24 protein-coding genes are annotated in these 25,396 nt (G+C 66.8%); 14 read left to right on the top strand and 10 right to left on the bottom strand.

Annotated features, from left to right (window positions below; genetic code table 11):
• Nucleotides 1-201: 201 nt before the first annotated feature.
• From H289_RS0110530 to H289_RS0110485, 10 genes are read left to right on the top strand one after another with little or no spacing between them, the layout of a single operon-like run.
• Entirely contained in the window at nt 202-966 is a 765-nt protein-coding gene (locus tag H289_RS0110530) for an MlaE family ABC transporter permease (protein WP_029105067.1), read from the top strand.
• Between the two features lie 7 nt (nt 967-973).
• The gene (locus tag H289_RS0110525) at nt 974-1,816 is read left to right on the top strand and encodes an MlaE family ABC transporter permease (RefSeq protein WP_020100750.1); all 843 of its coding nucleotides are present in this window, start codon (nt 974-976) and stop codon (nt 1,814-1,816) included.
• A 12-nt stretch (nt 1,817-1,828) separates the two neighbouring features.
• Complete coding sequence (locus H289_RS0110520) at nt 1,829-3,031, top strand: MCE family protein (protein ID WP_029105066.1); 1,203 nt, start codon at nt 1,829-1,831, stop codon at nt 3,029-3,031.
• Between the two features lie 25 nt (nt 3,032-3,056).
• Complete coding sequence (locus H289_RS0110515) at nt 3,057-4,091, top strand: MCE family protein (RefSeq protein WP_020100748.1); 1,035 nt, start codon at nt 3,057-3,059, stop codon at nt 4,089-4,091.
• Nucleotides 4,084-5,139, top strand: a complete 1,056-nt coding sequence (locus tag H289_RS0110510) for an MCE family protein (protein WP_020100747.1) — start codon at nt 4,084-4,086, stop codon at nt 5,137-5,139. The genes H289_RS0110515 and H289_RS0110510 overlap by 8 nt, the downstream gene beginning before the upstream one ends.
• Nucleotides 5,139-6,560, top strand: a complete 1,422-nt coding sequence (locus tag H289_RS0110505; protein WP_020100746.1) for an MCE family protein — start codon at nt 5,139-5,141, stop codon at nt 6,558-6,560. The genes H289_RS0110510 and H289_RS0110505 overlap by 1 nt, the downstream gene beginning before the upstream one ends.
• Nucleotides 6,560-7,729 carry an MCE family protein gene (locus H289_RS0110500; RefSeq protein ID WP_020100745.1) on the top strand — a complete coding sequence of 390 codons (1,170 nt, stop codon included), beginning with the start codon at nt 6,560-6,562 and terminating at the stop codon, nt 7,727-7,729. The genes H289_RS0110505 and H289_RS0110500 overlap by 1 nt, the downstream gene beginning before the upstream one ends.
• A gap of 2 nt (nt 7,730-7,731) precedes the next feature.
• Complete coding sequence (locus H289_RS0110495; RefSeq protein WP_029105065.1) at nt 7,732-9,387, top strand: MCE family protein; 1,656 nt, start codon at nt 7,732-7,734, stop codon at nt 9,385-9,387.
• Entirely contained in the window at nt 9,387-10,115 is a 729-nt protein-coding gene (locus H289_RS0110490) for an Rv1363c family protein (RefSeq protein WP_020100743.1), read from the top strand. The genes H289_RS0110495 and H289_RS0110490 overlap by 1 nt, the downstream gene beginning before the upstream one ends.
• Nucleotides 10,115-10,603, top strand: coding sequence for a hypothetical protein (locus H289_RS0110485; RefSeq protein ID WP_020100742.1), 489 nt, complete (start codon nt 10,115-10,117; stop codon nt 10,601-10,603). The genes H289_RS0110490 and H289_RS0110485 overlap by 1 nt, the downstream gene beginning before the upstream one ends.
• A gap of 64 nt (nt 10,604-10,667) precedes the next feature.
• Here H289_RS0110485 and H289_RS0110480 read toward each other — a convergent pair whose 3' ends face one another.
• Genes H289_RS0110480 through H289_RS0110470 form a run of 3 tightly spaced genes read right to left on the bottom strand, consistent with a single transcriptional unit; the run spans nt 10,668 to nt 12,693 of the window.
• A complete protein-coding gene (locus H289_RS0110480; protein ID WP_020100741.1) occupies nt 10,668-12,173 on the bottom strand; it encodes an alpha,alpha-trehalose-phosphate synthase (UDP-forming) in 1,506 nt (501 codons plus the stop codon).
• Nucleotides 12,170-12,334, bottom strand: coding sequence for a hypothetical protein (locus tag H289_RS32945; protein ID WP_090562895.1), 165 nt, complete (start codon nt 12,332-12,334; stop codon nt 12,170-12,172). The genes H289_RS0110480 and H289_RS32945 overlap by 4 nt, the downstream gene beginning before the upstream one ends.
• A 23-nt stretch (nt 12,335-12,357) precedes the next feature.
• The gene (locus H289_RS0110470) at nt 12,358-12,693 is read right to left on the bottom strand and encodes a hypothetical protein (RefSeq protein ID WP_020100739.1); all 336 of its coding nucleotides are present in this window, start codon (nt 12,691-12,693) and stop codon (nt 12,358-12,360) included.
• Nucleotides 12,694-12,844: 151 nt separating this feature from the next.
• On the opposite strand from H289_RS0110470, the gene H289_RS0110465 reads away from it, so the two are divergent.
• Nucleotides 12,845-13,696, top strand: a complete 852-nt coding sequence (locus H289_RS0110465) for an SDR family oxidoreductase (RefSeq protein ID WP_029105063.1) — start codon at nt 12,845-12,847, stop codon at nt 13,694-13,696.
• Between the two features lie 3 nt (nt 13,697-13,699).
• Here H289_RS0110465 and H289_RS0110460 read toward each other — a convergent pair whose 3' ends face one another.
• Entirely contained in the window at nt 13,700-14,377 is a 678-nt protein-coding gene (locus H289_RS0110460; RefSeq protein WP_020100737.1) for a response regulator, read from the bottom strand.
• On the bottom strand, nt 14,370-15,593 hold the full coding sequence (locus H289_RS0110455; RefSeq protein WP_020100736.1) for a sensor histidine kinase: 1,224 nt from the start codon (nt 15,591-15,593) through the stop codon (nt 14,370-14,372). Before H289_RS0110455 ends, H289_RS0110460 begins: the two co-directional genes overlap by 8 nt.
• A gap of 134 nt (nt 15,594-15,727) precedes the next feature.
• Between H289_RS0110455 and H289_RS0110450 the strand changes: the two genes are divergently transcribed.
• Entirely contained in the window at nt 15,728-18,646 is a 2,919-nt protein-coding gene (locus H289_RS0110450) for an MMPL/RND family transporter (protein ID WP_020100735.1), read from the top strand.
• 2 nt (nt 18,647-18,648) lie between these two features.
• Here H289_RS0110450 and H289_RS0110445 read toward each other — a convergent pair whose 3' ends face one another.
• The 4 genes from H289_RS0110445 to H289_RS0110430 form a co-directional block, all read right to left on the bottom strand.
• Nucleotides 18,649-19,197, bottom strand: a complete 549-nt coding sequence (locus H289_RS0110445) for an NADPH-dependent FMN reductase (protein WP_020100734.1) — start codon at nt 19,195-19,197, stop codon at nt 18,649-18,651.
• 97 nt (nt 19,198-19,294) lie between these two features.
• Nucleotides 19,295-20,527, bottom strand: a complete 1,233-nt coding sequence (locus H289_RS0110440) for a cytochrome P450 (RefSeq protein ID WP_020100733.1) — start codon at nt 20,525-20,527, stop codon at nt 19,295-19,297.
• Between the two features lie 82 nt (nt 20,528-20,609).
• Entirely contained in the window at nt 20,610-21,254 is a 645-nt protein-coding gene (locus tag H289_RS0110435) for a 3-oxoacid CoA-transferase subunit B (protein ID WP_020100732.1), read from the bottom strand.
• A complete protein-coding gene (locus H289_RS0110430; RefSeq protein ID WP_020100731.1) occupies nt 21,251-22,009 on the bottom strand; it encodes a CoA transferase subunit A in 759 nt (252 codons plus the stop codon). Before H289_RS0110430 ends, H289_RS0110435 begins: the two co-directional genes overlap by 4 nt.
• 148 nt (nt 22,010-22,157) lie before the next feature.
• On the opposite strand from H289_RS0110430, the gene H289_RS0110425 reads away from it, so the two are divergent.
• Complete coding sequence (locus tag H289_RS0110425; protein ID WP_036420446.1) at nt 22,158-22,913, top strand: IclR family transcriptional regulator; 756 nt, start codon at nt 22,158-22,160, stop codon at nt 22,911-22,913.
• Between the two features lie 42 nt (nt 22,914-22,955).
• Complete coding sequence (locus tag H289_RS0110420; protein WP_029105061.1) at nt 22,956-23,855, top strand: LLM class F420-dependent oxidoreductase; 900 nt, start codon at nt 22,956-22,958, stop codon at nt 23,853-23,855.
• A 100-nt stretch (nt 23,856-23,955) separates the two neighbouring features.
• Here H289_RS0110420 and H289_RS0110415 read toward each other — a convergent pair whose 3' ends face one another.
• The gene (locus H289_RS0110415; protein ID WP_020100728.1) at nt 23,956-25,359 is read right to left on the bottom strand and encodes an HNH endonuclease signature motif containing protein; all 1,404 of its coding nucleotides are present in this window, start codon (nt 25,357-25,359) and stop codon (nt 23,956-23,958) included.
• Between the last annotated feature and the right edge of the window lie 37 nt (nt 25,360-25,396).

Below are 25,396 nucleotides of genomic sequence, written 5' to 3'. Positions count from 1 at the left end.
GTCAAAATATATGCTGAGCTGCGATTATATGTCGTTTCCCAGTGATTTTGCTGTTCTTTTGCCACTGCGAACGTGTTCTAGCTACTATGAGCCGGCTCACAAGAGCTACGCATTACACCGTGGTTGTCAGGCCGCTGCGAACGAGGGAAATCCCACTCTTCGCCGTGACTGCAGAATCAGGACCGAGAATGGAGTCGAAGGTTGATCGAACAGCTTGCGGCTCCGGCCAGGGCCGTTGGCGGGTTCTTCGAAATGGCCCTCGACACATTCACCAAGATGTGGCGCCGGCCGTTCCAGTTCCGGGAGTTCTTCGAACAGACCTGGATGATTGCCCGCGTATCGCTCGTGCCGACCCTGCTCGTCGCCATTCCGTTCACAGTGCTGGTGGCTTTCACGCTGAACATCCTGCTGCGTGAGATCGGCGCCGCCGACCTCTCCGGCGCAGGCACCGCCTTCGGTACCGTCACCCAGCTCGGTCCCGTCGTCACCGTGCTCGTCGTCGCCGGCGCCGGTGCCACGGCCATCTGCGCCGACCTCGGCGCCCGCACCATCCGCGAAGAGATCGACGCGATGCGGGTGCTGGGCATCGACCCGATCCAGCGTCTGGTGGTGCCCCGCGTCCTGGCGTCGACGTTCGTCGCCGTGCTCCTCAACAACCTGGTGTGCGCCATCGGCATTTCCGGCGGCTACGTCTTCTCCGTCTTCCTGCAGGGCGTGAACCCGGGCTCGTTCATCAACGGTCTGACGGTGCTGACCGGCCTGGGTGAACTGATGCTCGCCGAGATCAAGGCCGTGCTGTTCGGCCTGCTCGCCGGCATGGTCGGCTGCTACCGCGGCCTGACCGTCAAGGGCGGCCCCAAGGGCGTCGGTATCGCGGTGAACGAGACCGTGGTCTACGCCTTCATCTGCTTGTTCGTCATCAACGTGATCATGACCGCCATCGGCGTCCGAGTACTGGTGAGGTGATCCGGCCATGAGCTACGACGCGACACTCCGTTTCAAACGCATGTTCCGGGCACTGCCCGGCATCGTCGACGGCATCGGCGAGCAGGCCCTGTTCTACGGGGAGTCCTTCCGCTACATCCCCAACGCGCTGACCCGCTACCGCCGCGAGACCATCCGGCTCATCGCCGAGATGACGATGGGCACCGGCGCGCTGGTGATGATCGGCGGCACCGTCGGTGTCGCCGCGTTCATGACGCTGGCCTCCGGCGGCGTCATCGCCGTCCAGGGCTACTCCTCTCTGGGCAACATCGGTATCGAGGCCCTGACCGGCTTCCTGTCGGCCTTCCTCAACGTGCGCATCGTCGCCCCGATCATCGCCGGCATCGCGCTGGCCGCGACCATCGGCGCCGGCTGTACCGCACAGCTGGGCGCCATGCGCGTCGCCGAGGAGATCGATGCCGTCGAATCGATGGCCGTCCACTCGGTGTCCTACCTGGTGTCCACGCGCATCATCGCGGGCCTGATCGCCGTCATCCCGCTGTACGCCCTGGCCGTCCTGGCATCGTTCTTCGCGGCGCGGGCCACGACGGTGTACATCAACGGTCAGTCGGCCGGTCTGTACGACCACTACTTCAGCACCTTCATGGTGCCCACCGACCTGTTGTGGTCATTCCTGCAGGCCATCGTCATGTCCGTCGCGGTCATGCTGGTGCACACCTACTACGGCTACAACGCCAGCGGCGGACCCGTCGGCGTGGGTATCGCGGTCGGTCAGGCCGTGCGGACCTCGCTGATCGTGGTCGTCACCATCGTCCTGCTCATCTCCCTGGCCGTGTACGGCGCGTCCGGCAACTTCAACCTCTCCGGATAGGGGGTGTAGACGATGTCCTCCGGTGGTCCCAAACGCAGTCATGTGAGACTCGCAGCGGCGGTGCTGATCAGCATCATCGTCGCCGCCGTGGTGTTCACCTATTTGTCGTACACCGCGGCATTCACCCCCACCGACACCGTTTCGGTGATGGCGCCCCGCGCCGGTCTGGTCATGGATCCCGACGCCAAGGTCAAGTACCGCGGCATCCAGGTCGGCAAGGTCGAGCAGATCGACTACGCCGGTGACCAGGCGAAGCTGAAGCTCGCCGTCCTGAGCGACCAGATGCGGTACATCCCGTCGAACGCCCGGGTCCGGCTCGGCAGCACGACGGTGTTCGGCGCCAAGTCGGTCGAGTTCCTCCCGCCGGAGCATCCGTCGAAGGAATCGATGCGTCCCGGCGCGCAGGTGCAGGCCAAAGATGTCCAGCTGGAGATGAACACCGTCTTCCAGACGCTGACGGACCTGCTCGACAAGATCGACCCGGTCAACCTGAACGCCACGGTGACCGCGCTCGGTGAAGGCCTGCGTGGCCATGGCGACGACGCCGGTGCCGCAGCGGCCGGGCTGAGCAAGTACCTGCAGTACTTCAACCCCAAGCTGCCGACCCTGCAGCAGGACTTCAAGGACACCGCCGTCGTGGCCGGCATCTACGGTGATGCCGCGCCCGATCTGGCCAAGGTCTTCGACAACGCGCCGACCGTCAGCAAGACGCTGATCGACGAGAAGGACGACCTGAACGCGGCGCTGCTCGCATCCGCCGGGTTCGCCAACAACGCCTACGCGACCATCTCACCGGCCGCCGATGACTACATCGCCGCCATCCAGCGACTGCGCGCACCGCTGAAGGTCCTGGGCGACTACTCGCCCGAGTTGCCGTGTCTGCTGCAAGGTGTGTCGAAGGCCGTGGACCGCTTCGGTCCGGTGTTCGGTGGCGTCAAGCCGGGTCTGTTCGTGTCCTCGAACTTCTTCCCCGGCGCGCCCAACTACACCTACCCGGAGAGCCTGCCGATGGTGAACGCCTCCGGTGGCCCGAACTGCCGTGGCCTTCCGGACCTGCCGTCCAAGCAGTTCGGTGGCTCCTGGTACCACTCGCCGTTCCTGGTGACCGACAACGCCTACATCCCGTTCCAGCCGAACACCGAGTTGCAGTTCGACGCTCCCTCGACGCTGCAGTTCCTGTTCTCCGGTGCCTACGCAGAGAGGGACCGCTTCTGATGTCCGCGAGTGACTGGGGCCGCCCATGAGACACAAACGCGAGATGATCAACGTCACGATCTTCACCGTCGTGATGTTGCTGGTCGCCGCCGGTCTGGTCGTCGTGTTCGGCCAGTTCCGGTTCGCCTCGTCGAACACCTACCACGCCAACTTCGCCGACGCGTCCCGGCTCAAGGCCGGTGAGGACGTCCGTATCGCGGGCGTGCAGGTGGGTTCGGTGAAGAGCGTCAAGCTCAAGAACGACAACACCGTCGACGTCAAGTTCACGCTGAACGACCGCTACCAGCTGTACAGCTCGAGCCGGGCCGTCATCCGCTACCAGAACCTGGTCGGCGACCGGTACATGGAGATCACCTCCGGTCCGGGCGAGCTGCGCAAGCTGCCGGCCGGCGGCACCGTCGTCCTCGCCAACACCCAGCCGGCGCTCGACCTCGACGCCCTGCTCGGCGGTCTGCGGCCCGTCGTCAAGGGCCTGGACGGCAAGAAGGTCAACGAGATCACCGCCGCGATGATCGAGGCCCTGCAGGGGCAGGGCGGCGCGCTCTCCGACCTGCTGTCCAACACCGGTTCGTTCAGCCAGACCCTGGCCGACCGTGACCAGCTGATCGGCGACACGATCACCAACCTCAACACGGTGCTCGCCACGGTCGACTCCAAGGGGTCCCAGTTCAACACCAGCATCGACCAGCTGCAGCAGCTGATCACCGGCCTGGCCGAGGGACGCGACCCGATCGCCGGTGCCATCGGCCCGCTGGCCTCGGCCGAGAACGACCTGACCGAGATGCTGCAGAAGTCGCGGCGCCCGGTGCAGGGCGTCATCGAGAACGCCCGCCCGTTCGCGCAGCGCATGTATGAGCGCCGGGCTGAAGTGAACCCGGTCATCGAGAACCTCGCGGAGAACTACCTGCGGCTCAACGCACTTGGTGCGTACGGCGCGTTCTTCAACATCTACTACTGCTCGGTCAAGATCAAGATGAGCGGCCCCGCGGGCAGCGACCTGATCGTGCCGTTCGGTGGCCCGGCGGATCCGTCGAAGGGCAGGTGCTCCGAAAATGGCTAAGCCGGAAAAGGATCCGGTCCGCACGGGCATACTCGGCGTCTTCATCGTGACGTGCCTCGTGCTGATCTCGTTCGGGTACACCGGACTGCCGTTCTACCCGCAGGGCAAGAACTACTCGGCGTTCTTCAGCGACGCCGGTGGCATCACGCCGGGCAGTGACGTCCGGGTCTCGGGCATCAAGGTCGGCAAGGTGGGCACCGTGGAGCTCGCCGGTACGGCCGCGAAGGTGAACTTCACCGTCGACCGTCAGATCCGGGTCGGCGACCAGTCGCTGGTGTCGATCAAGACCGATACGGTGCTGGGCCAGAAGTCCCTCTGGGTGACCCCGAAGGGGACGAAGGAATCGACGGTTATCCCGTTGGGCCGCACCACGACTCCGTACACGATCAACACCGCGCTGCAGGATCTCGGGCAGAACACCAGCGAGCTGGACAAGCCCCAGATGGAGCAGGCCCTCAAGGTGCTGACCGACACGTTGCACGACGCGACGCCGCAGCTTCGTGGCGCGCTCGACGGCGTGGCGTCCCTGTCGCGGAGCCTCAACAAGCGCGACCAGGCGCTCGAACAACTTCTGGGCCACGCCAAGAAGGTGTCGGACACGTTGGCGCAGCGCGCCGACCAGGTGAACAAGCTGGTGATCGACGGCAATCAGCTCTTCGCCGCGCTCGATGAGCGCAGGCAGTCGATCAGCACGCTGATCTCCGGTATCCGTGGCGTCTCGCAACAGCTTTCCGGATTCGTCGCCGACAACAAGCGGGAGTTCGGCCCGGCCCTCAAGCAGCTGAACCTGGTGCTGGACGAATTGCTGAAGCGCAAGGAGCACATCAGCGAGGCGCTCAAGCGGTTGCCGGGTTACGCCACCGCGCTGGGCGAGGTGGTCGGTAACGGCCCGGGCTTCAACATCAACCTGTACGGCCTGCCGCCGGCGACGATGTCGGAAGTCTTGCTCGACACGTACTTCCAGCCGGGCAAGCTGCCTGCCAGCCTCGGCGACATGCTGAAGGGCTACATCTCTGAACGGATCGTCGTGAGGCCGAAGTCGCCATGATGAAGAACATGAAGTCGCGCGGGGCGATTGTCGCCCTGGTGGTCGCACTGGTGGCGCTCGTCGCCGGTGGCGCCTACCTGCTGTGGCCGTCACGTGGTGGCCACAAGGTGGTGGCCTACTTCACCAATGCGGTCGGCCTGTACGCCGGCGACGATGTGCGGGTGCTCGGGGTTCCGGTGGGCACCATCGATTCGGTTGAGCCGCAGCCCAATTCAGTCAAGGTCTCCATGACCGTGAAGGACGGCGTGAAGATCCCGGCCGATGCCCGGGCGATCATCATCTCGCCGAACCTCGTGGCTGCCCGGTTCGTGCAGTTCACCCCTGTCTACGACGGCGGCGCGGCACTGGCCAACGGCGCCGAGGTGCCGCTGAGCCGGACCGGTGTTCCGGTCGAGTGGGACGACGTCAAGAAGCAGCTGACCCAGCTCAGCGCGCAGCTCGGTCCGCAGGACGGTGCGCCGCAGGGTCCGCTGGGTGCGTTCATCAACCAGGCCGCCGACACCCTCGACGGCAAGGGCGACTCGTTCCGCAACGCGTTGCGCGAGCTGTCGCAAACCGCTGGGCGCCTTGGCGATTCGCGTGGCGACCTGTTCGGCACCATCAAGAACCTGCAGATTCTGGTCAACGCGCTGTCCAACAGTAACGAGCAGATCGTGCAGTTCACCGACCACGTCGCATCGGTTTCGCAGGTACTCGCGGAGAGCTCGGCCGGTCTCGACCAGACCCTCGGTGCCCTCAACCAGGCGCTCGGCGACGTCAAAGGCCTGCTGAAGGACAACAACAAGGCCCTGATCGACCAGGTCGGCAAGCTGGCCGAGTTCACCCAGATCATGACCGACAACAGCGACAACATCGAGCAGATTCTGCACGTGACGCCGAACGGCCTGGCCAACTTCTACAACATCTACAACCCGGCCCAGGGCTCCCTGGACGGTCTGCTGTCGCTGCCGAACTTCTCCAACCCGGTGCAATTCCTGTGCGGCGGTAACTTCGACGTCGGCGCCACTCCGGACAACTACAAGCGGTCGGAGATCTGCCGTCAGCGCATGGGGCCGGTGCTGCGTCGTATCGCGATGAACTACCCGCCGGTGCTGTTCCACCCGATCAACAGCATCACGGCGTACAAGGGTCAGGTCATCTACGACACCCCGCAGACCGAGGCCAAGGCGCAGACTCCGGTGCCGTACCTGCAGTGGAACGCCGCACCCGGCGTGGTGCCGCCGAAGGTTCAGCCGGACGGGACGCTCAGCGACCTGATCCTGCCGCCGCCGGCCGTCGTCGGCCAGATTTCGCCGGCCGCGCCGCCGATGGGACCCGGTTCGACGCCGCTGAACGGTTCGGGCCCGCTGCCCGGACCCGCCCCGGCACCGGCCCCGGCGCCGGTGGGCGCACCGCTGCCCGCCGAAGCTGGAGGCAACTGATGAAGACGGTTGTGAAGGTCCTGGCACTCGGATCGAGTGCCGTGGTGCTCGCCGGTTGCCAGTTCGGCGGCCTGAACTCGCTGGACATGCCGGGCACCCAGGGCCACGGCGCCGGTTCGTACACCGTGACGGTGCAGCTCCCCGACGTCGCGACGTTGCCGCAGAACTCACCGGTGATGGTCCACGACGTCACCGTCGGCAGCGTCTCGGGCCTGGACGCTGTCCAGCGCCCCGACGGCACGTTCTATGCCGCGGTGAAGCTGTCGATCAACGGCGACGTGAAGCTGCCGGCGAACGCCAGGGCGAAGGTCGCGCAGACGTCGCTGCTGGGTTCGCAGCACGTGCAGCTGTCGGAACCGGTCGGGGAGGCGCCGCAGGGCCGGCTCAAGCAGGGCTCGGAGATTCCACTGGCGAACACCGGCCGGTACCCGACCACCGAAGAGGTGCTGTCGTCACTGGGCCTGGTCGTGAACAAGGGCAATCTCGGTGCGCTGCAGGACATCACCGACGAGGCCTACGCCGCGGTCGCCGGGCGGGCCGGGCAGTTCGTCGACTTCATCCCGCGGTTGGCTGAGCTCACCCAGTCCCTGGACAAGCAGACCACCGACATCATCGGCGCCATGGACGGGCTGAACCGCTTCGCCTCGATCCTGGCGAAGAGCAAGGACAGCCTGGGCCGCACGCTGGACACGCTGCCGGGCGCGATCAAGGTCCTCAACGACAACCGCAAGAACATCGTCGATGCGTTCACCGCATTGCGGAAGCTCGCGGTGGTCGGCGCGAAGGTCATGACCGCCACGAAGGACGACTTCGCGGCGGACTTCAAGGACATCTTCCCGGTGATCAAGGCGTTCAACGACAACGCCGACGAATTCATCCACGACCTGGACCTGTTGCCGACGTTCCCGTTCTCCAACAAGTACTTCCGCAACGCGGTACGTGGCGACTACCTGAACGTGTACGTCACGTTCGACCTGACGCTGCGCCGTCTCGGTGAGACGGTCTTCACCACCTCGGGGGCCTTCGACCCGAACATGCGGCACCTGGACGAGATCGTCAACCCGCCGGACTTCCTGTTGGGTGCGCTGGCGAACCTGTCCGGACAGGCCGCCGATCCGTTCAAGATTCCAGCAGGCCAAGCGACGCAACATGGAGGGGTGAAGCCGTAATGTTGTTGACCCGTCTTGCGCGTTTCCAGCTGGCGATCTTCGGTGTCGTCACCGTCATCTGCCTCGCGCTGATCACGACGTCGTACCTGCACCTGCCTGCCGCCGTCGGTCTCGGTGTCTACAACGTGGACGCCAAGTTCGTCGTCGGTGGCGGCATCTACCAGAACGCCAACGTCACCTACCGCGGCGTGACCGTCGGCCGCGTGACGAACGTCGGCCTGACCGACAACGGTGTGACGGCCCAGATGCGGCTCAACACCGACACCCCGGTGCCGGACAACGTGACCGCCACGGTCAAGAGCGTGTCCGCGATCGGTGAGCAGTACATCGACCTGGTACCGCCGACCAACCCGTCGAAGAACATGCTCAAGGGCGGCGCCACCATCGGCGTCGACCGCACCGCCGTCGGTCAGGACATCGTCGACCTGCTCAACCAGGCCCAGAGTCTGGTGAGCAGCATCAGCAACACCCGCTTGCAGGACCTGTTGCGCGAGTCGTTCAAGGCGTTCAACGGATCGGGTCCGGAACTGTCGCGGATGATCCAGTCGTCGCGTCTGCTGGTGGACGAGGCCAATGCCAATACCAACGAGATCAACAAGCTGCTCGATCAGGCCGGCCCGCTGCTGAAGGCGCAGATCCGCGCCGGTGCCGATCTCAAGACCATGGCCAGCAGCCTCGCGACGCTGACCGGTGAAGCCGCCCAGGCCGACCCGCAGATTCGGTCGGTGCTCAAGACCGTCCCGGGCGCCGTCGAAACCGTCAACGAGACCTTCGACGGCATCCGGCCGACGTTCCCGGTCCTCGCCGCCAATCTCGCCAACTTCGGCCGGATCGGCGTGATTTACCACAAGTCGATCGAGCAGGCCCTGGTGATCTTCCCGGCGCTGATCGCGGCACTGCTGACGGACGCAGGCCAGTTGCCCATCGACGAAGGCGGCAAGCTGGACTTCAAGATCAGCCTGGGCCAGCCGCCGTGCATGACGGGCTTCGTCCCGGCGCCGGAGATCCGCACGCCGGCCGACACCACATTGCGCGACTTGCCGAAGGATCTGTACTGCAAGACCGCGCAGAACGATCCGAGCACGGTCCGCGGTGCCCGCAACTACCCGTGCATGGAGTACCCGGGCAAGCGTGCCCCCACCGTCCAGATCTGCCGTGACCCGCGTGGTTACGTGCCGATCGGCAGCAACCCGTGGCGTGGTCCGCCGGTGCCGTACGACACCCCGGTCACCGACCCGCGGAACATCACGCCGCCGAACCGGTTCCCGAACATCCCGCCGGGAGCCGACTACGACCCGGGTCCGCCGTCGGTGCAGCTGCCGCCGGGTGTGCCCGCCGGGCCGGGACCTGCGCCCAACGCGCCGTTCCCGCTGCCGTACCCGCCGAGTGATCCGGGTCCGCAGCCGCTGCCCTGGCCGTTCTTCGCACCGCCGGATCAGGTGACTCCGCCGTACGCGATCAACAACCCGCCGGCGCCCGGCCCCGAGGGCCAGCCGCAGGCAAGCGGGCCGAAGGGGCCGCAGAGTACGACGTACGATGCGAATACCGGGGTCTTCGCTGACCCTGCCGGCGGTACGGGAGTGTTCAACGCCGGCTCGAGTAACGGCGACGCAGGCGAGTCCTGGGTCGACCTGATGAAGGATCCAAGGCAGGTTTAATGAGTGACCAACCGGCTGCGACGGACGAGACGTCGGAGCCGCCGGTGACCCGCGTGCGCAGGCGGGCCTCACGGCCCGCCGGCACCGCCGGTTCAGCAGAGGCTTCAACAGTGCTCGACGTGGCGATTCCGTCGACGACGAGCAAGACATCGGCAACCGATTCGGTAACCACCAAGGCACGGCCCGCGGTCCAGGTACCGCGACGGCAACCGCACCGGTCGCTGGTCATGACCATCGGTCTGGCCGTCGTCGCCGTGCTCGTGGCGGCCCTGGCCGGCGGCACCTGGTTCCTCTGGCACGGCAACGGGCAGATCGAGGCGACCCAGGACCGTGATCAGCGGTTCGTGGACACGGCGAAGCAGACCGTGGTCAACATGTTCAGTTACACGCAGAACACGGTCGACGAGAGCGTGAACCGCTTCGTGAACGGCATCGGCCCCGGCCCGCTGCGCGACATGATGAACCAGAGCAACAACGCCGAGAACCTGAAGTACCTGTTCAAGCAGACGCAGGCCAATTCAGAGGCGGTCATCACCGCGGCGGCGCTGGAGAGCGTCGACAACACCTCCAACATCGCGAAGGTGCTCGTGACGGTCCGGGTGACCCTGACCGACCTCAACGGCGTGAACCAGCCGTCGACGCCGTACCGGCAGCGTGTCTTCATTCGCGAGGACGACAGCGGCCACATGGCGGCCTACGACATCAAGTACCCGGACGGAGGCAACTGATGAACCGGTTGCTGGCAGCGCTCGGCGCCCTGTTGGCGGTCGCCGTGGTGGCGCTCGGGGCGCTCGGCGGCTCGACGTACTGGAACCATGTGCAGCTTTCCGGCGAACAGGCGACGGCCGACGAGCTGCCCAGCCTGGCCAGGTCTCAGATCCCACAGATCCTCGGCTACGAGTACAGCAGCGTGCAGCGTTCCACGACGCAGGCTCTGACGTTGATGACGCCGGCGTTCCGCAAGCGGTACGAGGAACTGACGGCCAAGAACAACATCTTCAACGACGCGGTGAAGCGCAAGCTGATCAGCCAGGTGAATGTCGTTGGGGCGGGCATGATCTCGTCGCACCGCGACTCCGGCACGGTCCTGGCTTTCGTCAACCGGGTGATCACGGATGAGCGCAAGCAGCCCAACTACGAGGGCAGCCGGCTCAAGGTCGACTACCGCAAGATCGACGGCAAGTGGTTGATCGACGAGATGACGCCGATCTTCTGAGTACTCCAACATGATTCAGGCCCCGGAGCGGTTGCTCCGGGGCCTGAATCTTTGTCGTGTGGCGTCAGTCGCGAGTGTGGGCGAGGGCGTCGAGGAACGCCCGGGCCCAGCGGTCGACGTCGTGGGCCAGCACCTGACGACGCAGCGCGCGCATGCGACGCCGGCCCTCTTCCGGGGACTGCGTGAGGGCGTCGGCGATGGCGTCCTTGACTCCGTCCAGGTGGTGCGGGTTGGTCAGGTAGGCCTGCCGCAATTCCTCTGCGGCGCCGGTGAATTCGCTGAGCACGAGAGCGCCGCCGAGATCGCTGCGGCACGCCACGTACTCCTTGGCGACCAGGTTCATGCCATCGCGCAGCGGCGTCACCAGCATGACGTCGGCGGCGACGAAGAAGGCGATGAGTTCGTCGCGGCCGATCGCCCGGTGCATGTAGTGCACCACCGCGTGACCGACCTCGCTGTACTCGCCGTTGATGTGCCCGACCTGGCGCTCGATGTCCTCCCGCATGACCTTGTAACTGTCCACGCGTTCGCGGCTCGGCGTAGCCAGCTGGACCAGCACGGTGTCGTGCCGGTTGGCCCGGCCTTCGGCGAGCAGCTCCGAGAACGCGCGCAGCCGTACGTCGATGCCCTTGGTGTAGTCCAGCCGGTCCACACCCAGCATGATCTTGCGCGGGTTGCCCAGCTCGTCGCGGATCTGACGGGCCCGTTGCCGGATGGTGCGGCTGCGGGCCTGGGCGTCCATGGCTGCGGAGTCGATCGAGATGGGGAACGCGCCGACCTTCACGATGCGGCCGTCGTGGTTCACCTCGCCGAGCCGGGACCGGACACCGATGGTGTGGCGTGAGGTGTTGGAGTCGAGCAGTCGACGGGCCAGCACCAGGAAGTTCTGCGCACCGCCGGGCAGGTGGAAGCCCACCAGGTCGGCGCCGAGCAGGCCTTCGATGATCTCGGTGCGCCACGGCATCTGCATGAACAGCTCGACGGGCGGGAACGGGATGTGCAGAAAGAACCCGATGGTCAGGTCGGGACGCAGCTCCCGCAGCATCTTGGGGACCAGCTGTAGCTGGTAGTCCTGCACCCAGACCGTCGCGCCCTTCGCCGCGACGCGGGCCGTGGCCTCGGCGAAGCGCCGGTTGACCGCGACATAGGCGTCCCACCAGTGCCGGTGGTAGATGGGCTTGACGATGACGTCGTGGTACAGCGGCCACAGCGTCGCGTTGGAGAAGCCCTCGTAGTAGTCGGCGATGTCGTCGGCCGACAGGCTGACCGGGCAGAGGGTCAGCTCGTCCTGGACGATCGGCTCTTCGTCGCTGTCGGCGACGCCGGGCCAGCCGATCCAGGCGCCACGCTGTTTGCGCAGCAGCGGCTCCAGCGCCGTGACGAGGCCGCCAGGGCTGCGCTTCCACGTGATGGAACCGTCGGGCAGCCGCTCCATGTCGACGGGCAGCCGGTTGGCGACCACGACGAAGTCGCAGTTGCCGACGGACTTGGTGGCGGCCTTACCGCCCTTGGAGGATTTGGGACTCGCGGTGGACGCCGCAGAAGCGTCGTTGCCTCCGCGGGCCGTCACGCGTCGAGCTTCGTGGGCCCGATACCCAGCATGGACAGGAACATCCGACATTCGTCGGCATCGTTGGCGTATGCGGCTACGACCCGGCGGGCCTGACGGGCGGTGCTGTCGGCCAGGGGCTCCACATCGCCGATATCGGCGGGATCAGTTTTTGCAGGCATTACACAACCTTAGGCGAATGTTGTTACGGGCTGGAACTCACCGACGAGTGCGGCTGCACCTGGGGCACCTGTTCCTCGGAGAGGCCGATGCACTCGCCGGTGTTGTGGCCGGTGCAGGGAATGCCGTCGACTTGGCCGAGTTGGTTCGTCGGCGCTTGCACCGGTCCGGGTGCCTGGTCGTTGCCGCCCGCGAAACAGGAGCCGCTGACGGGATTTTCCGTCATGCCGGGCGGACAGTTGGTGTCCCCGAGTGATGCGGTGGACGCCGGCCCGCTGAGGGCGAATACGGCGGGTGCGGCGACCGTCGCGAAGGCGACGCCGCCGGCCACCAGGAGGCGTCGAGGAATCTGGATGCTCATGGCGTCACGCTTTCGTTGGCGAAAATTTCAGCGTACGCCCGGTTGCTGTGCCGAGATCGGGGAAATTGGCCGCCCGACCAGCATTGTGTACAACTTTTGAAAAGTGTATACAAGACGTGTTCCCCGTTGATCTGTCCAGAGGAGTACGTCGGTGCAGTTTTCAGTCCAGGGTTGGCTGACAGATCGGACGGTGTTGATCACCGGCGGTGGCAGCGGCATCGGCAAGGCCATCGCACAAGGTGTCGTGGCCGCCGGCGGCAACGCCCTCATCGTCGGCCGCACCGAGGCCACGTTGCAGTCCGCCGTCGACGAGATCTCGGCCGCCGGGGGACCGGGTGCCATCCGCTTCCAGACCGCCGACGTCACCAACGAGGACGACGTCGCCCGCGCCGTCGCGGCCGCAGCCGCGTGGAACGGCAAGCTCTCCGGTGCCGTGCACTGTGCCGGTGGCTCGCTGACCGTCGGGCCCGTCACGCACCTGGATTCGGAGATGTGGCGCCAGACCGTCGACCTCAACGTCAACGGCAGTATGTACGTCGTCAAGCACACCGCGCGGGAAATGGTGCGCGGTGGCGGTGGCTCGTTCGTCGGCATCTCGTCGATCGCGGCGAGCAACACCCACCGCTGGTTCGGGCCGTACGGCGTCACCAAGTCGGCGCTGGATCATCTGGTGCAGTTGGCCGCCGACGAACTCGGCGCGTCCTGGGTGCGGGCCAACAGCATCCGTCCCGGCCTGATCCGGACCGATCTGGTGGCGGCCAGCATCTTCGAATTCGAGCCGCTGCGTGAGGATTACAAGCAGTGCACGCCGCTGCCCCGGGCCGGCGAGGTCGAGGACGTCGCCAACCTGGCGCTGTTCCTGCTCAGTGACGCGTCGCAGTGGATCACCGGCCAGCTGATCAACGTCGACGGCGGTCAGAAGCTGCGCCGCGGCCCGGACTTCTCGGCCATGATGGAACCGATGTTCGGCGCCGACGCCATGCGCGGGGTGTTCGCCGAGTAGCCGCTACTTCGGCGCCACCACGCCGTGGTCGTACGCGTAGACGATCGCGGCGGCGCGGTCCCGGAGGTCGAGCTTGGTGAAGATGCGCCCGATGTGGCTCTTCACCGTCACCTCCGAGATGACCAGCCGGCCGGCGATCTCGGCGTTGGTCGCGCCCGATCCGATCAGCTGCAGTACGTCGAGTTCACGGGCCGTCAGCCGGTCGGCCACGTCGTCGGACGGTGCGCCGGGCGCGCGCCGGTAACCGTTCAGCACACGCGCGGTGACGGCGGGGTCCAGATACGCCTCACCGCGCGCGACGGCGTGCACCGCCCGGATGAGTTCCTCGGCCGGTGAGTCCTTGAGGACGAAGCCCGACGCCCCTGCGCGCAGCGCCGCGGACAACAGGTCGTCGTCGTCGAAAGTGGTGAGCGCCAAGGCCGGTGGGCCGCCGCCCGTGCGCAGGGCCCGGATGGCATCGACGCCGCTGACGCGCTTCATCCGCAGGTCCATCACCACCACGTCGGGACGGCACCGGAGCACCTCGCGTGGCACCTCGTCGCCGTCGGCGCATTCGCCGACGATGGAGAAGCCGTCCTTGCGCCGCAGGATCCTTCGCAGGCCCGACCGGACGAGTTCCTGATCGTCGACCAGCAGGACGTCGACGGTGGCACCGTCTTTCGGGACCGTGCCGTCAGTCATGGCGAACCTCGTTGCGTGGCATCAGGATTCGGTGCATGGCGCAGTGCTGGGTTGCCGTCGGAGTGACCGGCACGCGAGCCTGCACCGTCCAGCCGTCCGGTCCCGGTCCGGCGTCGAATTGGCCGTCCAGCAAGGCGATTCGCTGGCGCATCCCCGGTAGACCGGCGCCTGCCGCTGCGCTGGTGACCGGTCGTGGCAATTCGTTGTCGACAGACAGGATGGCGGTGCCTTTGTCCGTATACAGTCGCAGCCGCGCCGCCGACGCGGGGGCGTGCTTGGCGACATTCGCCAGCGATTCCTGCGCCACTCGGTACAGCGCCAGGCCGATCCCCGGCGTGACCGATGCCGGGTCGATCTCGATGCTCGACTCCACGTGCAATCCCGCATCGGAGAAGCTCGTCACCAGGTCGGGGATGTCGGACAACCCAGGCTCGGGGGCCAGGCGCAGCGGGGCTGCGTCGCGTGCGCCCAGCAGACCGACCGTCTGCCGGATATCCGACATGGCCTGCCGGCCGAGGCGCTCGGCGTCGAGCAGCCCGTCCACCGCCTCGTCGACGTCGTTGTCCTCCTGCAACGCCCGCCGGGCGCCCGTCAGGTGCAGCATCGTCACCGACAAGGAGTGCGCGATCACGTCGTGAACCTCGCGGGCGATGCGGCGCCGTTCGTCGGAGGCGGCCTGTTCGGCGAGGACGTCCTGGCGGGCGCGTTCTTCGATGACGAGACGCTGTTGCAGTTGCAGGATGTGGCCGATCATCGCCGCGATGGCCAGGAAGAACAGCAGGTAGGGCACGAACGTGCTGAGGTGTCCCGTGCGGGACGCGCCGATCAGCAGCAACGCGCTGGCGAGCAGACTCACGAGGCCGATGCGCATCGGCCCCAGCGCGAACACCTCTCCGAGCATGAACATCAACAGGAACGGCGCCGCGTCGAGGAAGACCGGCGGCCAGCACAGCAACAGCAGGGCCACCCCGGCGAGCACCGACGCCGCGCTCACGGCCGTCGACGGCTTGTAGCCGCCCACGATGAACGCGACGATCGGCGCGAACACCATTCCGACGGCCACCAACAGCAGCCAAGGCTTGGTGAAATCCCGCTGCGTCGCGGCAGTCGCCGCGACCATCAGAGTGCCGGTGTACATGACGATCGGGACCGTGAACGGGTACTGGTAGGCCACGAGCCCGCGCCGACGCAGCGCGAAGTCACGGAGCCAGCCCATACCGCCAGCGTAGAGCCGGTGCCGGGATTTACACATCATTCGCGGGACGGCCGGGGCCTCCTACCACGGTAGGAGGCCCGGTCTCGTCCGCAGCACGACGTTTCCGGACCCCGGTCGCTCGTAGTTTCGGACCCATGTGGGACGTCATCGCAAGATTTTGCAGCCGCTTCGCGGTCCTGATCATCGGATTGTGGGTGCTGGCCGCAGCGGCGGGCAATCTGCTTGTGCCGCAAGTGGAAAGCACTGCGCACAACCACGCGCGCGGCTTCCTGCCCGCGGACGCCCCGGTGAACCTCGCCGGCGTTCAGATGGACCGGCATTTCCACGACGGCTCGAGCGGCAACCTCAACTACCTGGTGTTGGAGGGTGAGCACCCGCTCGGTGCGCCGGAGCGGGCCTACTACGACCAGCTGCTGCGCACATTGCGCGCGGATACCGAAAACCTGGATTCGGTGATGGACCTGTGGTCCGACCCGTTGACGGCAGCCGGCGCGCAGAGCACCGACGGCAAGGCCGTCTACACCATGCTGCGGATTCGCGGTGAACTCGGCGCCGCCAAGGCGAACGCCGCGCTGGATGCGGTGCGGCGGATCGTCGCGGCCGCGCCGGCACCGGCGGGCCTGCACGCCTATGTCACCGGACCCGGCGCCACCATCGCCGACGAGCTGACCGCCATCGACAAGCAGATGCTGATGATCACGGGCGTCACGGTGGTGCTGATCGCGGTGCTGTTGTTCGCCGTGTACCGGTCGGTGATCACGGCATCGATCCCGCTGCTGACCGTCGGGCTGGGACTCGGGGTCGCGCGGGGCGCCGTGGCATTCCTGGGGGAGCGGGACCTCATCGAGGTATCGATCTTCTCGGTGTCGCTGCTGGCCGCGATGGTGCTCGGGGCGGCAACGGATTACGGCATCTTCCTGCTGGGCCGCTATCACGAACAGCGCCGCGCCGGCGTCGACCACGAGGACGCGCTGGTGATCGCGAACCGCAGTGTCGCGCCGGTGATCGCCGCGTCGGGCCTGACCATCGCGGCAGCGCTGTCGTGCCTGCTGTTCGCCCAGGTTGGCATGCTGCGCAGTGCCGGATTACCTTGTGCCATCGGCATTCTCACCGGGATGTTCGCATCGCTGACGTTGTTGCCCGCGTTCATCGGGCTGGCCGGCCGGCATGGTCTGGCGCAGCCGCGCCGTCGGGCCGCGGCGACGGTGCCCGGCCGGGGCTGGCGCCGGGTCGGGACCGTCGTCGCCCGGTGGCCCGGACCCGTGCTGGTGGCCGCGTCGCTGGTTCTCATGGTCTGCGCCATCCCGGTCGCCGGCATCCGGTTGGGCTTCGACGAGCTTGCCGCACAACCCGATTCGACTCACGCCAACCGGGGCTACCAGGCCATGGACCGGCACTTCCCGCCCAACCGGCTGCTGCCCGAGATCGTCTCCATCGAGACCGACCACGACCTGCGTAACCCCGCGGGCGTCATCGCGGTCGAAAGGGTGACCCGGAAGATCATGGAGATTCCCGGCATTCGTATGGTGCAGTCGGCGTCGCGGCCGGCGGGTTCGGTGCCCGAGCAGGCGGCCCTGACCGATCAGGCCGGCACCATCGCCGACCAGCTCGACGACGGGGTGGCCCAGCTGAGTAAGCGGCTCGGCGCGGTCAACCAGCTGTCCGCGACGTTGGACCAGTTCTCCTCGGCGATAACGCAATTGCAGAACGGGTTGGGCGGCAGCGTCCGCGGTCTCGGGCAGCTCGGCTCGGGGATCGACGCCATGCACGGCGGCATGCAGCAGCTGCGGGACAACGTCACCTCGGTGTCGCAGTACATGGATCCGTTGCGCGGCTTCACGAACGCCAACCCGAATTGCGCGGGCGACGCCATCTGCTCACTGGTGCTCAAGGTGGTCGAACCCATGGATTCCGTGGTGGCGGCCACCGGCACCCTGACCGACAGCACCCGGCAGTTCGGCGCTGGAACCACGGACATGGCGAAGTCGCTGACCGGCGCGCAGGCATCGGTGCGCTCGATGCGGGCCGCGGTCGACCAACTCGGCGCCGTCACAACACAATTGACCAAGACTGTCGGTGAGACCCGCGGCATGTTCTCCGGGCTCACGGACTACCTGCGCGGGGTGCGGGCAGATTTCCAGGACAGTGCGTCCGGCGGCTTCTATCTGCCGCAGCGCGCGTGGCAGGACCCGCGCTTCCAGCGCGCGGCCGGGCTGTACTTCGCGCCCGACGGCCGGTCGACGCGGCTGCTCGTCTACGGCGACGGCAAGGTGTTCGGCACCGACGGGGCGCTACGCTCGCCCGAGATCCTGGCCGCGGTCCGCGAGGCCACGAAAGAGGGCACGCTGGTCCGAAACACCGTCTTTGTCACCGGTTTCGGCACCGGCACCGCAGAGCTTCGGGGCTATGTCTCCGATGACTTCCTGCTGCTGGCCGGTGTTGCCCTGGTGCTCGTGTTCCTGATCGTCCTCATCATGCTGCGCAGCCCGGTGGCGGCCGCGGTGGTGATCGGCACCGTCGTGGTGTCGTACGCGTCGGCGCTCGGGGTGAGCAGCTTCATCTGGCAGGACCTCTTGGGCAAAGACCTGCACTGGGCGGTGCCGTCGATCGCGTTGATCGCGTTGGTGGCCGTCGGCGCGGACTACAACCTGCTGCTGACCATGCGGCTGCGCGAAGAGGTGACCCGGCCGGACGCGGGTCTGAAGACCGGCATGATCCGGACGTTCGGCGGTACCGGCGGTGTGGTTACCACGGCCGGAATCGTCTTCGGCATCACCATGTTCGCCATGCTGTCCAGCGACGTGCTGAGCATCGAACAGGTCGGCACCACCATCGGCGTCGGCCTGCTCATCGACACCCTGATCGTGCGGACGTTCGTGGTGCCCGGCATCGCGGGGCTGCTCGGGCGGTGGTTCTGGTGGTCGCCGGTGCCGCTGGTGCGCGGCGTGCTGTCCCGGACGTTCACACGCCGGCCGTCGCGGCCCCGGCGGGACCTGCCGTTGATCGCCGGCACGGCCCCGGGCCGAGAAGTGTTGCAGGGCGCCGCGAGTTGAGCTCAGCCGGTCACCTTCGCGGTCAACGTGATCAGCTGGTCCAGCAGCCCTGCCAGTTCTCCGGCACGCCGCTCCAGCGGGGTGAAGCCGTCGGCGCCGAACTCGGTGAACAGCGACAACGACACCTGGGCGCGGACGTCGAGCATCTGGAAGTTGGCGACGATCTGCCGCCACTGCTCGACCGCACGCACTCCGCCGTCGGCGCCGTAGGACACGAAACCCACTGTCTTGCCGAACCATTCAGAACCGAGGGAGTCCACAGCGTTCTTGAATGCACCCGGGACACCGTGGTTGTACTCAGGGGTGACGAAGATGAAACCGTCGCAGGCATCGATCGCCGCGCTCCACCGCTGCACGTTCTCCGACTCGTACTGCTTCTTGGCCGCGGCGGGAACCGTCGCCGCGGTGAGCAGCGGCACGTCGAAGGTCTTCAGGTCGATGAGTTCGAACTGGGCGTCGTCGCGTTGGGTCGCCTGTTCGGCCACCCAGCTGCCGACACCGGCTCCGCTGCGCCCATCGCGAATCGATCCGACGATGATGCCGATTCTCATGAAGTGCTCCTCTTCTGCGTCGTGATCCCGACTCCGGCTCCTGACAGCCTGCCGAATTCGGGGTACCCGCGCGGAAGAATCGCAACCACTCACCCAATCAATGCCCGGCGTCGAACTCGACCGGCAGCGTCCGGGGCCCGCTGACCGCCATCAGGGGCTTCCACGGCGCCGGACCCGTACGGCGAATGTTCGGCATCCGTTGCGGCAGCACCGTGAGTGCTCTGACCAGTTCCAGCCGGGCGAGATGCGCGCCGAGGCAGTAGTGCACACCACCGCCGAACGTGAGCATCGGCGGTGCATCATGCCGCGTGATATCGAATTGATCGGGGTTGTCGTACACCTGCGGATCACGGTTCGCCGCAGCGGTATTGGCGATGACGAGCGAGTCCCGCGGGAAGAAGTACCCCGCCAGTTCCACGTCCTCGGTGACGTAGCGCGGCACGTTGAGGACGATCGGCGAGAACCGCATGACCTCATCGACTGACTGGGGTACCAGCTCGGGATGTGTTGCGAGGAGCGCCCATTGGTCCGGGTGATCGCAGAAAGTGTCCACCGCGGCGGCCAGCTGATTGCGGGTGGTGTCGGTGCCCGCCGCAAGGATTCCCATGGACAGCATGAGCAATTCGGCATGGCTGAGCCGGTCGCCATCGTCCTCGGCGCGGATGAGAGCGGACAGCAGGTCATCGGTCAGTGTGGTGCGACGCTCGGCGATCATCGCATCGATGTAGTCATCGAATTTCTGCCAGGCCGTGAGGATTTCCGATTCATGTGCGGCCACGTCCCACCAGAACATCTTGAAGACGTCGTCGGTCCAATCCGAGATCATCCGCCAGTCACTGCGCGGTACACCGAGCAGCGCGCAGATCACCGGGATGGGATACGGCTGGGCGACGTCGGCGACGATGTCGCAATGTCCCACGGCGGCAACGGAATCGACCAACTCGGCCAGGACGGCGTCGATCAGCGAATCCAGCCGGCCGACGGCCCGGCCGGTGAACGCTTTGCACACCAACTTCCGGAGCCGGGTGTGCTCGTCGCCGTCGAGACTGAGCAGCGCACTGCCGATGCGGTCCCACAACGGGCCGCCGGTGACGCCGCGCGGGACCAGCCCGCGCACGCCCGGCTGATGAAAGCGCGAGTCGCGCAGCACCGTACGGACCAGTTCGTAGCTGAGCACCTCTGGTGCGTGCGGCCCGATGGCTACGGACGACCGTTGGCGGACCTCTTTGATCATCCGGTGCGCCGTCGCCGGATCATCGACGGCTTCGTAATCGATGACGGGCAGGCTCGCGTCCAGGACGCTGACAGGGTGGCTGGCGGCGATGGTCATCGATGTCTCCCTCGGTTCCGATAGAAGTCACTATCGGGCCGAGCCGGGCACAACACATCAGCCGAACGGCGTAATTGACTACCTAGTCGAGCTGCACCGTGAGCTCGGCTCCGGTCGCCGCGATGACGTCGTCGACGCTCACGCCGGGGGCGGTCTCGCGCAGGATCAGCGTGCCGTCACCGGGCACGTCGATGACGGCCAGGTTGGTGATGATCCGGTCGACGACACCCTGACCCGTCAGCGGCAGCGTGCAGACCGGCACGATCTTGGGATTGCCGGCCTTGTCGGTGTGCTCCATGAGCACGATGACGCGCGAGGCGCCGTGCACCAGATCCATGGCGCCGCCCATGCCTTTGACCATCTTGCCGGGCACCATCCAGTTGGCCAGGTCGCCGGTGCGCGACACCTCCATGCCGCCGAGCACCGCGGTGTCGATGTGGCCGCCGCGGATCATGCCGAACGACAGCGACGAATCGAAGTACGCCGCACCGGGATTCACCGTCACGGTCTCTTTCCCGGCGTTGATCAGATCAGGATCCACCGCATCCTCGGTGGGGTAGGGGCCGGTGCCCAGGATGCCGTTCTCCGAGTGCAGCGTTACGTGCACGTCGCCCGTCAGGAAGCCGGGGATCAGGGTGGGCAGGCCGATGCCGAGGTTGACGTACTCGCCGTCGATCATGTCGGCCGCGGCGCGTGCGGCCATCTGGTCACGGTTCCAGCCGGTCATTTCGCATCCTCTCGCACCGTGCGCTTCTCGATCTGCTTGTCCTGCGGCCCGGTGTGCACGATGCGCTGCACGAACACGCCCGCCAGGTGGACGTCGTCGGGGTCGATCTCGCCGGGCTGCACCAGTTCCTCGACCTGGACGATGGTGATCCGGCCGGCCATCGCGGCCAGCGGGTTGAAGTTGCGTGCGGTCTTGTTGAAGACCAGGTTGCCCGCCGTGTCGGCGCGCAGCGCGTGCACCAACGCGAAGTCGGCGTTGATCGACTCCTCGAGCACGTAGCGCTTGCCGTTGAATTCGCGAATCTCCTTGGGTGGCGAGGCAACAGCGACGGAACCGTCGGCCGCGTAGCGCCACGGCAGACCGCCGTCGGAGACCGGGGTGCCGACGCCCGCCGGGGTGTAGAACGCCGGGATGCCGGCGCCGCCGGCGCGCATCCGCTCGGCCAGCGTGCCCTGCGGGGTCAGCTCGACCTCGAGCTCGCCCGACAGGTACTGGCGGGCGAACTCCTTGTTCTCACCGACGTACGAGGCGGTGACCCGGCGGACCTTGCCGAGGCCCAGCAGCACGCCGAGGCCGACGCCGTCGACGCCGCAGTTGTTCGAGAACACCTCGAGATCGGTGGCACTCGACGCGGCGATGGCATCGATGAGTTGGTCGGGGATGCCGCACAAACCGAATCCGCCGACAGCCAGCGTGGCGCCGTCACCGATGTCGGCGACCGCTGCGGCGGCCGAGGCGTACACCTTCGAGGTCATGACACTCCGTTCATCCAGTAAACGCGTGACCCACTCAACACGGCACGTCGCTGACAGGGCAAGTCTCTGCTCGAAGCAGGTCAAAAGTGTTCACAGGATGAGCATCGACGACAGGTGCGTTCATTCAATGAACGCCTAGGATGTGGTGATGACCGGTCCGAATGTCGTCGCCCGCGTGGGGGCGATGCTGCGGGCCGTGGCTACGGCCGAACCCGACGGCGCCTCCACCACCGAGCTCGGAAAGCTGGCCGGATTGGCCCGGCCGACGGCGCACCGGCTGCTCACCGCGTTGGCCGACGAACACCTGGTCAGCCGGGATCAGAAGACCGGCCGCTGGTCACTCGGTCCCGAGCTGTATCTGCTCGGGGTCGGTGCGGCCCAGCACCACGACGTGACCGATCAGGCGCGTGCCGTCGTGACGCGGCTGGCGCGCGAGACCGGTGAGAGTGCGTTCTTCTCCGCCCGCCGCGGCGATCAGACGGTGTGCGTGCTCAGCGAGGAGGGCAGCTTCCCGTTGCGCTCGCACGTCCTGCAGGTCGGTATCCGGTTTCCGCTCGGGGTGGCCAGCGCCGGCCTGGCCATCCTCAGTCACCTTCCGGCCGCGGACGTCGACGACTACTTCTCCCGCGAACAGCCCGAAACCAATTGGGGACCAACACATTCCGAGGCTGCCATCCGCAAGCGCATCGAGCAGACCAGGCGCGCCGGCTACGCCGTCAATCCCGCGCTGCTGGTGGAAGGCAGCTGGGGCATGGCGGCCGCGGTGTTCGACCGGCGCGGCCTGCCCGGCTGGGCACTGAGCCTCACTGGTGTCGAGACCCGGTTCCGCGCGGGACGTCGACGTGAACTGGGGCGGCTCCTTCTCGAGCAGGCTCACGAGCTGTCGGGCCGGCTGCAGGGGTGACCCCGCGTCGCCGTGCCGGTGGCGGTAGGCGATGGTGGACTGGTGACTGAACGCGCGCGCATCGACTTTCCGTCCCGCATCGGCGTCTGGTGGGCCAGCGACAGCTGGGCCATGCCGGACGCTCAGGCCGTGGCCCGCGACATCGAAGCCATGGGTTACGGCTCGCTGTTCCTGCCCGAGACCGTCGGCAAGGAATGCCTCACCGAGTCGGCGGCGTTCCTTGCGGCCACCGACCGGCTGGTGGTGGGTACGGGCATCGCCAACATTCATGTGCGCCTGCCGTCGGCCGCCGAGGCCGGTGCCCGCACGCTGACCGCGCTGTACCCGGGACGGTTCGTGCTGGGCCTCGGCGTCAGTCACGGCCCGCTGGTGGAGCGGGGGATGGGCGGCACCTATGAAAAGCCGCTCGCGACGATGCGCAGCTACCTGGAGCGGATGGCTGCCGTGCCGGAGGTCATCGAACCCGGGGTGGGCCGGCCGCCCCGGCTGCTGGCGGCGTTGGGCCCCAAGATGATCGAGCTCTCGGGCAGCCAGGCCGACGGCGCGCATCCGTACCTCGTCTTGCCGTCAGCCACCGCGACGACGCGGGAAATCCTCGGGCCGGACAAGTGGATCGTCTCCGAGCAGGCCGTGGTCGTCGGTGGTGATGACGCCGAACAGCTGCGCCGCGCCCACGATCACCTGAACGTCTACAGCGGCCTGCCCAACTACCGGAACTCGTGGCTGCGCCAGGGCTTCGATGAGAGCGACCTGGTCCGCGGCGGATCCGAGCGACTGGCCCGTGCCCTGGTCGGGATGGGCGGCGTCGAAGATGCCGCGGCCAAGGTGACGGCGCACCTCGACGCCGGCGCGGACCACGTCGTGGTGCAGGTGCTCGGCGAGCATCCGACCGCCGACCCGCGGCCGGGTCTGCGAGAGTTGGCCGCAGCCCTGGGGCTGTAGGCCGCCTGCCGGTTGGACCGGCCTGCCGGGGTGGGCTTCAGCCCGTCTCCGGTAAGGCGATCAACAGCGCCGCAGCGAAGGGATCTGCTGCGTCGGCCAATCAGTTTGTTGCACAGTCACTTTCGCCGCCCTGATCATCGCCGCTCTCGGGTGGGTAGAGCGTGGGGTGCCAGTATTGGTTGGTTCGGGGTTGGCCGACGTCGAGTAGTGGTGGTGGGGTCCAGTGGGCGCGGCCGTTGGCCATGGTGGTGCTCCAGCCGCCGGTGTCGGCGAGGCGGTTGTCGCAGCCGCAGGCGAGGGCGAGGTTGGTGATGTCGGTGGGTCCGTCATCGCGCCAGTCGGTGTCGACGTGATGGGCCTGAGAACGCGAGGCGGAGGCGGTGCAGTTGGGTTTGGTGCAGCCCAGGTCGCGGGCGAAGAGGGCGAATCGCTGCGCCACAGTGGCGGTGCGACGTGCTCGGCCCATGTACAGCAGCTGTTCACCGTGCTGGTCGAACACAGCAAGGTAGTGATCGGCACCATTGGTGGCGGCCATCTGCAGCAGATCCTTGATGGGGAGCTTGCTGCCGGTGTGCGTGAGCGCGACCCCGGTGCGCTGCTCCAAATCGGTCACAGTGCAGGTGGCCGCGATGGCAACGGGTAGGCCGTTGTGGTCGCCGAGGTCGGTTCCGAGGGCGATGCGACCCATGGCGGCGAGGGCGTCGTGGTTGCGTTGGTCGGTGCTGCGGGTGTCGTTGTCGATCTGGGCCTGGGTGGGGGTGCCGGATTGGCAGGGTGTGGGGTGGGCGGGGTTGCACATGCCGGGGGCGCCGAGTTTGTCTTGGACTGCTTCGAGGGTGGCGCGTGCTTCGGGGTCGAGCCAGCCGTCCACTTTGGACATGCCGTCGGGTTGTTGTTTGCCGATGCGGAAGCTGCGTTTGCGGGCTCGTTCGGCGTCATCGGGTAGGGGGCCGTCCTGATCGAGCAGGTAGAGCAGCGCCTCAGCCGCCGCCCGCAGTTCCTCGGGGGTCTGGTGCCGCGCCCCAGCAACCAGGGACTGCTCGAACTGTCCATTGGTGGTGGGGTCCACCCACCCGGGGAGTTTGTTGACGAACTGGCCGATCACCTTCACGTGCTCGGTGTTGATCATGCCCTCGGCCTGGGCCGCGGCGACAAACTCCCACAGCGGCGGCAACGGCTCCCCGGTCAACCCGGTGCGGGGCGCCAAATGCTGGGCGTCGCGGACCCGACGATTGGCTTCAGTGGTATCCACGCGTAACCGGATACGCAGCACCTCAGCCCAATTTTTCGCGCCAAGCTCTCGGGCCGTGACCTGAGACTGCGCCACAACCAAAATCCGGTGATCCACCGCCTCGGCCGCGCACTTCAGGGTTTCACGGCGGGACTGCAATTCCAACAATGTCCGCACATCCAGGCCGGTGTAGTCCAGGGACGCGAGCCGAGCGTGCGCAGCTTCGTAGGCGGCGTAGGCCTCCTCGACAGCGGCTGGATCGGTCAATCCCATACATCGAACACTAGTTCGAACCACCGACAAATTTCCG

This window comes from Mycobacterium sp. 360MFTsu5.1 (genome assembly GCF_000383495.1).
GTDB lineage: Bacteria > Actinomycetota > Actinomycetes > Mycobacteriales > Mycobacteriaceae > Mycobacterium > Mycobacterium mucogenicum_B.
The sequence above is the reverse complement of the archived record's forward strand: the minus strand, read 5'-3'. Positions and strand labels throughout refer to the sequence as shown.

Excerpts from the sequence above, each read along its gene's own strand:
- H289_RS0110490 (WP_020100743.1), top strand. The coding sequence starts at position 9,387 with ATGAGTGACCAACCGGCTGCGACGGACGAGACGTCGGAGCCGCCGGTG.
- H289_RS0110440 (WP_020100733.1), bottom strand. The coding sequence starts at position 20,527 with ATGACCATCGCCGCCAGCCACCCTGTCAGCGTCCTGGACGCGAGCCTG.
- H289_RS0110430 (WP_020100731.1), bottom strand. The coding sequence starts at position 22,009 with ATGACCTCGAAGGTGTACGCCTCGGCCGCCGCAGCGGTCGCCGACATC.
- H289_RS0110500 (WP_020100745.1), top strand. The coding sequence starts at position 6,560 with ATGAAGACGGTTGTGAAGGTCCTGGCACTCGGATCGAGTGCCGTGGTG.
- H289_RS0110450 (WP_020100735.1), top strand. The coding sequence starts at position 15,728 with ATGTGGGACGTCATCGCAAGATTTTGCAGCCGCTTCGCGGTCCTGATC.
- H289_RS0110460 (WP_020100737.1), bottom strand. The coding sequence starts at position 14,377 with ATGACTGACGGCACGGTCCCGAAAGACGGTGCCACCGTCGACGTCCTG.
- H289_RS32945 (WP_090562895.1), bottom strand. The coding sequence starts at position 12,334 with ATGCCTGCAAAAACTGATCCCGCCGATATCGGCGATGTGGAGCCCCTG.
- H289_RS0110415 (WP_020100728.1), bottom strand. The coding sequence starts at position 25,359 with ATGGGATTGACCGATCCAGCCGCTGTCGAGGAGGCCTACGCCGCCTAC.
- H289_RS0110520 (WP_029105066.1), top strand. The coding sequence starts at position 1,829 with ATGTCCTCCGGTGGTCCCAAACGCAGTCATGTGAGACTCGCAGCGGCG.
- H289_RS0110445 (WP_020100734.1), bottom strand. The coding sequence starts at position 19,197 with ATGAGAATCGGCATCATCGTCGGATCGATTCGCGATGGGCGCAGCGGA.
- H289_RS0110485 (WP_020100742.1), top strand. The coding sequence starts at position 10,115 with ATGAACCGGTTGCTGGCAGCGCTCGGCGCCCTGTTGGCGGTCGCCGTG.
- H289_RS0110525 (WP_020100750.1), top strand. The coding sequence starts at position 974 with ATGAGCTACGACGCGACACTCCGTTTCAAACGCATGTTCCGGGCACTG.
- H289_RS0110510 (WP_020100747.1), top strand. The coding sequence starts at position 4,084 with ATGGCTAAGCCGGAAAAGGATCCGGTCCGCACGGGCATACTCGGCGTC.
- H289_RS0110435 (WP_020100732.1), bottom strand. The coding sequence starts at position 21,254 with ATGACCGGCTGGAACCGTGACCAGATGGCCGCACGCGCCGCGGCCGAC.
- H289_RS0110455 (WP_020100736.1), bottom strand. The coding sequence starts at position 15,593 with ATGGGCTGGCTCCGTGACTTCGCGCTGCGTCGGCGCGGGCTCGTGGCC.
- H289_RS0110505 (WP_020100746.1), top strand. The coding sequence starts at position 5,139 with ATGAAGAACATGAAGTCGCGCGGGGCGATTGTCGCCCTGGTGGTCGCA.
- H289_RS0110515 (WP_020100748.1), top strand. The coding sequence starts at position 3,057 with ATGAGACACAAACGCGAGATGATCAACGTCACGATCTTCACCGTCGTG.
- H289_RS0110425 (WP_036420446.1), top strand. The coding sequence starts at position 22,158 with ATGACCGGTCCGAATGTCGTCGCCCGCGTGGGGGCGATGCTGCGGGCC.
- H289_RS0110470 (WP_020100739.1), bottom strand. The coding sequence starts at position 12,693 with ATGAGCATCCAGATTCCTCGACGCCTCCTGGTGGCCGGCGGCGTCGCC.